Annotated in this window: 7 protein-coding genes; 4 read left to right on the plus strand and 3 right to left on the minus strand. The window is 60.0% G+C overall.

The window, feature by feature from the left end:
* A partial coding sequence (locus ACLP2E_RS10635; protein ID WP_442465892.1) for a hypothetical protein occupies positions 1-326 on the plus strand: 326 nt, incomplete at its 5' end.
* Positions 327-406: 80 nt separating this feature from the next.
* Here ACLP2E_RS10635 and ACLP2E_RS10640 read toward each other — a convergent pair.
* Positions 407-625 carry a hypothetical protein gene (locus ACLP2E_RS10640; protein ID WP_442465893.1) on the minus strand — a complete coding sequence of 73 codons (219 nt, stop codon included), beginning with the start codon at positions 623-625 and terminating at the stop codon, positions 407-409.
* A gap of 173 nt (positions 626-798) precedes the next feature.
* On the minus strand, positions 799-2,106 hold the full coding sequence (locus ACLP2E_RS10645; protein ID WP_442465894.1) for an MFS transporter: 1,308 nt from the start codon (positions 2,104-2,106) through the stop codon (positions 799-801).
* Positions 2,107-2,222: 116 nt separating this feature from the next.
* Between ACLP2E_RS10645 and ACLP2E_RS10650 the strand changes: the two genes are divergently transcribed.
* Positions 2,223-2,924, plus strand: a complete 702-nt coding sequence (locus tag ACLP2E_RS10650) for a glutathione S-transferase (protein WP_442465895.1) — start codon at positions 2,223-2,225, stop codon at positions 2,922-2,924.
* Positions 2,925-2,936: 12 nt separating this feature from the next.
* On the opposite strand, the gene ACLP2E_RS10655 is transcribed toward ACLP2E_RS10650, so the two are convergent.
* A complete protein-coding gene (locus ACLP2E_RS10655; RefSeq protein ID WP_442463387.1) occupies positions 2,937-3,407 on the minus strand; it encodes a response regulator in 471 nt (156 codons plus the stop codon).
* A gap of 197 nt (positions 3,408-3,604) precedes the next feature.
* On the opposite strand from ACLP2E_RS10655, the gene ACLP2E_RS10660 reads away from it, so the two are divergent.
* Both ACLP2E_RS10660 and ACLP2E_RS10665 read left to right on the plus strand, forming a co-directional pair.
* A complete protein-coding gene (locus ACLP2E_RS10660; protein ID WP_442463386.1) occupies positions 3,605-4,744 on the plus strand; it encodes a sensor histidine kinase in 1,140 nt (379 codons plus the stop codon).
* 556 nt (positions 4,745-5,300) lie between these two features.
* Entirely contained in the window at positions 5,301-5,765 is a 465-nt protein-coding gene (locus tag ACLP2E_RS10665; protein ID WP_442463385.1) for a hypothetical protein, read from the plus strand.
* Positions 5,766-6,213 lie beyond the last annotated feature (448 nt).

Genomic DNA, 6,213 nt, shown 5'->3' on the forward strand with positions numbered 1-6,213 from the left:
AGTTAAAAGAGCAGGGCGTTGGCCATATATTTGACGCGGACGAAATTGGTAAAGTCTTTCCCGATGCGCCAGCCTACTTCGACTGTCTGCACGCGGCTCATATGGCCGCGAAAGATTTGGGACTGACCTGGGCGCTGGTCAGGGCCTATGACGCCTTGCGCTGCGGCTCCGACTTCATTTTTGAGCGGCTCCAGGAAGCCAAGCTTCCAGACGCGAAAATCAAGCAACTGGAAAAGCGCGTCGTCAGCTGCCTCATCTATTATTTGGATGATGCATTGACCGCGTTGCAGGCTGAATTAGCCGTGCGGAAGGCTATCATTCAATGATCGCGGAAGATCGCGCCGGCAGTGGCGCGGCTCCCCGCGCCAAATGTAAAGCTCTCACCCTTGCCGGGTGGCGGAAAAAATCACATATCATCTCTATTGAAGATATTTGCACGTTCACAATTACCTAAATTCGACTTCACCTCGTCAATCAATTTGTAGAATTTTTCTGAACTATAGCTCGTATTTTCCGGATTCAGGATCACTTTTGTAGCTACGATCAAAACCCTATCGAAACTTCCGTCTTTGCCAACCTCGACGGTCATCCAGCTGTCTTTGATTAAAGATTTCGATTTGGACATCAAGGCCTCCCCTATTTTTGATGGATTTTTATACGGAAAGAACGACGATCCGGTGTCAGTGGCATTACGTGTTTAACCGGATGCGACGCGATCTACCAAATGGGCCTGCCCGTGCGGTCGACGGTCGTCCGATTGCCGCGGCTCGAACCGAAAAAAGCCATGCTTTGCAGCGGTCAAGCCGCGTTCTGATGATCCGGCGCCGCCGATCCGGGCGAATGCGGCAGGAAAACTGCAAGCGTCAAGCCAATGCATGCCGCAACCGCCGCAATGGTCAGGCCGGGGATCTCGGTGAGGCCCGTCAGCCTTTGCAGGGTCTGGACGACATAGGGCGCAGCTCCGCCGAACAGGGCGGTCGCCGTGGTGGCGCCCAGGGCCAGACCGCTCAGGCGCACCCCCTCGGAAAACTGTTCGGCGGTCGCTGTCGCTCCCACCGCGCTGACGCCGCCGCCGAGAGCCGCCAGAATGGCGACGCCGGCGATGGCGGCCTCGGTGGAGCCGCTGGCGATGAGTTGAAACAGCGCGACCGGAAGAACGACGCCGGCGAGACAAAGGCCCAGCAAGACAGGTTTGCGCCCGGCGAGATCGGAAAGCCAGCCAAAGCAGGGCGTCACCATGATGACCACCAGCGCCGCGATGCTGGAAAACTCCAGCGCCTGAGCCTCATTGCCGCGTCCGGCCGTCGCGAGGAAAGAAGGGACGTAGGTGATGCCGATGTAATAAGTGACCGATCCCAGAGCCGAGATGGCAAAGCCCAGCGCGACGCCTCGCGCCTCGAAGCGCAGGACATGGACGAGAGGCCCGAGCGCGCCGGTCGCGCCGGCCGGCTGTCCGACAAAAAGCGGCGTTTCCACGATGATGTTGCGCGCGACCCAGACCGCGCCCGCCAGCGCGCCGCCAAACAGGAACGGAATCCGCCAACCCCATGCGTCAAGCCGCGCGACATCGAGGTTGCGCGCCAGAACGGCGCAGAAGCCGACCGCCAGCAAGCCGCCAATCTCGCTCGTCGCCGCCGCAAACGAGGTGACAAGACCTCTTCGGTGAGAGGGCGCGCTTTCGTAAAGATAAGCGACCACGGCGGTATATTCCCCCCCGACGCTGAATCCCATGATGCATCGCATCAGGATCAGCCCCGCCCCCGCTATGGAGCCGACCTGGGCCTGGGTTGGAAGCAAGGCGACGCACAGCATCGCCAGCGTCATCGCCGCCATCGACATCAGCAGCGCCGGCCGCCGGCCGTAGCGGTCGCCGAACAGGCCAAACAGGATGGCGCCAAGCGGCCGCATCAGATAGGCGATGGCGAAACCGGCGAGAGTCTTGCCCAGAGCCATGTCGTCCTGGCCAAAGAACACGCGCGACAAGGTTGGCGCGAAATAGAGGCAGAGCGTAAAATCATACCACTCGACCACCGTGGACAGGCCCACCGCCAACATGGAAACGGCGCGGCGCGGGCCGCTTCCGCGAGGAACAAACTGCCCGCTCATTGCCCCCCGCCTTCCACTTCCCCGTCGCTCCTGGCGGGATCCGAAAGCCAGGATAGACCATATCGGCATGTCGGCGTTATTGCAGACAACATTCCTCTGACCTGGAACGTCCCGAAATGTCCGACTACGTCCTCTACTACTGGTCCGTGCCGTTTCGCGGCCAGTTCGTGCGCGCCGTCCTCGCCTATGCCGGAAAGGCCTGGACCGAAGGCGGCGACGACGCAATCCTGAAGTTGATGAACGGGCCGGTGAAGGATATGCCGGTCCCTTTCATGGGGCCGCCCCTGCTCATCGACAAGAAGGCGGACGTCGCCATCGCCCAGATGCCGGCCATCGTTCTTTATCTGGGCGAGACGCTCGACCTCCTGCCGGCCACCCCGGCGTTGCGCGCCAAAACCATGAAGATCGTCAACGACGCCAATGACGTGATCGACGAGATCACCTTGGACGGCGGCCGCGAGATGTGGACGAAAAAGCGCTGGCGGGATTTCATTCCCCGCCTGAAGAAGTGGATGTCGTTGTGGGAAGAGACCGGCCGCCGCCACGGCCTCAAGGCGCACTCCGGCTTCCTGCTTGGCGGCAAGGCGCCGGGCGTCGCCGACATCGTGACATCGACCCTTTGGGCGACCATGACCGACCGCTTCAGCGAGATCGAGACGATTCTTGGAGAAACCGCGCCGATGACGGCCGCGCTGACGCGCCGGATCGCCGACCTGCCGCCGCTGGCCAAGCTGGCCGCCAAGGCGCGGCAAGATTATGGCGACGCTTATTGCGGCGGCCAGATCGAGGCTTCGCTGCGCAAGGTTTTGGACGCTTGAAGGGGGACGAAGTCAAACCACCGCGGCGCCGACCGCCGCCGAAGTCGGAAAGCCGCCCATGCGAAGTATTTTCCGCGCGATTTCGACCAGTTCGTCCTGGGAGTTCGGCTTGGCGAAAACCGCATCGGCGCCGGAAGCCAAGGCCTTGGCGTGCACCGGCTTTTCCGTGGAGGTGGTCAGCACCGCCGCGGGCACGTCTCCCAGCCGCAAATCGGTGCGCAAAAGGTGGAGAAACCGGTCGCCGTCGACCAGCGGCATGTTCAAATCGACGACGATCACGTCCGGCAGGCGGTTCATCAGGTCGTCGCGCGCCATTGTACCCAGCGCATCCAGACCGTTGATTCTATGCGTCACCGCCAGAGTGACGTTCTTTTCGGCAGCGACTTTGTTCAGGGCGCGTTTCAGCAGATAAGCATCGTCGATATCGTCCTCGATAATGAGGACGTCAAAGGCGGCTTTCAGCTCTTTTGAACTTGCAGCCATCGTAAGGCCTTCCGGGTCCCGGCGCTCCAATTATTGCCAGAGCCGTCGAGTTCAAGCATTGCCAAGATACACGGCTAAGTGATTGAACAAAAAAACAATGTACATTGACCGGCCGGCCAATACAATGGTTTCGTGGCGGCTTGGACGTCTCCTTCGGGCGCCCTTTTTTGGAACCGGGCGCCTGCGCGGAGCGGTCGATGGCGAATCCGAGCGAGACTTCCAACGAAATGCTGAGGCTGGCCTTCGAAGCCTCTCCCGCCGCCATGTTCATGGTCGATCAGGACGGCCGCATCGAACTGGTCAATGCGCAATGCGAGGGGACCTTCGGCTATGCGCGCGGAGAAATGATCGGAATGAGCGTCGAGACGCTGGCGCCAGCGGGCTTGCGTTCGCGGCACCGCCATTTGCGCGCGGATTTCGCCGCCAATCCAAGCAAGAGGCTGATGGGCGTCGGCCGCGACTTGCGCGCCGTGCGCCGCGACGGCAGCGAATTTCCGGTCGAGATCGGCCTGACGCCGGTCGCCACGCCGCTCGGACCGCGCGTCGTCGCCTTCGCCGTCGACATCACCGCGCGCCTGCTGGTGGAGGAATCGCTGCGCAATTCCCTGGCCGAGCTGGAGCGGGCCAATGAGAGCCTGTCGCGTTTCGCCTATGTCGCCTCGCACGACATTCAGGAGCCGTTGCGCAAAATCTCGGCCTTCGCCGACATATTGAACACCGCCATGGCCGAGGGCGACGCCGAGGAATCGCGCTACGCGGCCGAAGTCATGGCCGCCTCGGCCCAGCACGCCCGCCACATCGTCGCGGATGTCCTGGCGCTGGCCCGCTCGCTGAACAGCGCCTATGCGCTCGAGACTTTCGCTTTGCGCGAGACCATCCGGACCGTGCTCGACAGCCTGTCGCAGACGATCCTCGAAGAACGGGCCGATGTCGCCGTCATCGGCGAGGATTTTTCGCTGCAGGGCGACCGGTCGCAGGCGACGCAGATGGTGCAGAACCTTGTCTCCAACGCGCTGAAATACCATAAGCCGGGAACCCCGCCGCGTGTCCGCATCGTGTTGAAGGGCGGCGAGGGCGAGCATTCGCTGGCGATCGAGGACGAGGGCATCGGCTTCGCCGCCACGCATCGCGACGAGATTTTCGAACCCTTCCGCCGCCTCAACGACCGCGGCGATTTTCCCGGCACCGGCATCGGCCTGGCGATCTGCAAGACCATAGCCAGCCGCCACGGCTGGCGCCTGTCCGCGACCTCGACCCCCACCGTCGGCTCGACCTTCGAGATCGTCTTCCCCAAAGCCTTTTCCGGCCAGAATGAATCGGCGCGGAAAAGGCTGTAGTGCTCGAAACCCGACACTTTGTTCCCACCATTAAAGGACGCAAAACGGCGGGAAGCCGTCATCCGCCGACGCCCGCAGCAAGGACAGGATGGCGCCGGGAGCGGTCATTGCCCTCCACAAAAATACCGCCACCTTTGAAGTGGCGGCAGTCGTAGGGGAGGAAACGATTCCAGCTAAACTGATGTTACGCCGCAATTGGTGCAACGCAATAGCTGCATTGCGGGACGGCGATCACTATATTGTGTTCAGACGCTGCGGATTTTGTGGACTTTAGAGCAATGAAAGCGGCGAATGCTGAGGCGTCACAGTGGATTATAATACCTACCGCGCATCCGAATTTAGTTATTGAAATCAATAAAAAGTGAACAAGCTTTGACTTAAGTAGCTGTATCAACAGTTATTTAATTAATTCAAATTGCTGGCTTGCACTCATGATGTTTGCGCTAATCAGATCGCTTCGATAACTTAGAAAAAGCATCTCGACTAGGGCGCATTTTTGTCGTTAATCAACTTCGTCGTGAGTTTTTCCAATTTTTTGGAAAATTAGGAGGATTCAATGCATATTGGCATCAAGTCTTCATCATTCGCGGCGCTCAGCTTCGCGCTCCTCTCAAGCGGCATCGCCTATGCGGCGTCGCCCATTTCGGGCTTCGGCCCGACAGTCAGCGGCGACAAATCGCTCAACGAAAACCTCGGCGTATTGACACAGATTGTCGCCTGGCAGAATTCCCCGTTGGGTGATGTTTACCAGCTCGCGCTCGCAACCCCCGCGCCGGAAATGCCCTTTGAAAATGTGGCGATGGAGACCGGCACGCAGGACGCCTTGCCGACCGGCCCCCAAATCAGGAATGACCGTACTTTGAACGGTAATCTGCAACATCTTGCGACCGTCATCGCCTGGCAGAAATCCCCGGAGGGCGACGCCTTCCAATATGCGTTGGAAGAACATTTGAAGGCTCCAGACTTCAAACAAGTCGCACTGGCTTCAATTCCGACAGGCGGCTTCGATAGACGCCGCTAGAAATGATCTTCCTTTGCGGGAAGGTCACCCCGTTAACCCCGGCGACACGACTTTCTTCGCATAGAGACATTTGCTGCGGGGGGCGCGGCTCGACGGACCGCCGCGCCCACGCGGTAACGAATGGCCTTCGATGAAGTCGCGCCGCTTTGCTCGCATTCGGAGCGTTGCGAGATGATCCCTCTTTGTTGCGACCCCGAAATCTCAATTGCGATGAGCCAGCAAGGGCGGGTTGGCGCTAAATTGCGGACGTTGGGAAATATTTGCACCTGATTTCTGCACCGTCCAACTCATTGATCGGACTGGTTGGATCATGGCCAGAAGCAGCGCCTCCAAAGCCAAACAAATCACCGCGCGAGAGGCCGCGTCTTTTGTCCGATCCGGCATGTGGATTGATTACGGGGCCATGCTGAGCCAGCCCGATGCCTTTGACGCCGCCCTGGCCTTGCGC

Source organism: Rhodoblastus sp., assembly GCF_052145335.1.
In the GTDB taxonomy this organism is placed as follows: Bacteria; Pseudomonadota; Alphaproteobacteria; order Rhizobiales; family Beijerinckiaceae; genus Rhodoblastus.

Excerpts from the sequence above, each read along its gene's own strand:
- ACLP2E_RS10640 (WP_442465893.1), bottom strand. The coding sequence starts at position 625 with ATGTCCAAATCGAAATCTTTAATCAAAGACAGCTGGATGACCGTCGAG.
- ACLP2E_RS10645 (WP_442465894.1), bottom strand. The coding sequence starts at position 2,106 with ATGAGCGGGCAGTTTGTTCCTCGCGGAAGCGGCCCGCGCCGCGCCGTT.
- ACLP2E_RS10650 (WP_442465895.1), top strand. The coding sequence starts at position 2,223 with ATGTCCGACTACGTCCTCTACTACTGGTCCGTGCCGTTTCGCGGCCAG.
- ACLP2E_RS10655 (WP_442463387.1), bottom strand. The coding sequence starts at position 3,407 with ATGGCTGCAAGTTCAAAAGAGCTGAAAGCCGCCTTTGACGTCCTCATT.
- ACLP2E_RS10660 (WP_442463386.1), top strand. The coding sequence starts at position 3,605 with ATGGCGAATCCGAGCGAGACTTCCAACGAAATGCTGAGGCTGGCCTTC.
- ACLP2E_RS10665 (WP_442463385.1), top strand. The coding sequence starts at position 5,301 with ATGCATATTGGCATCAAGTCTTCATCATTCGCGGCGCTCAGCTTCGCG.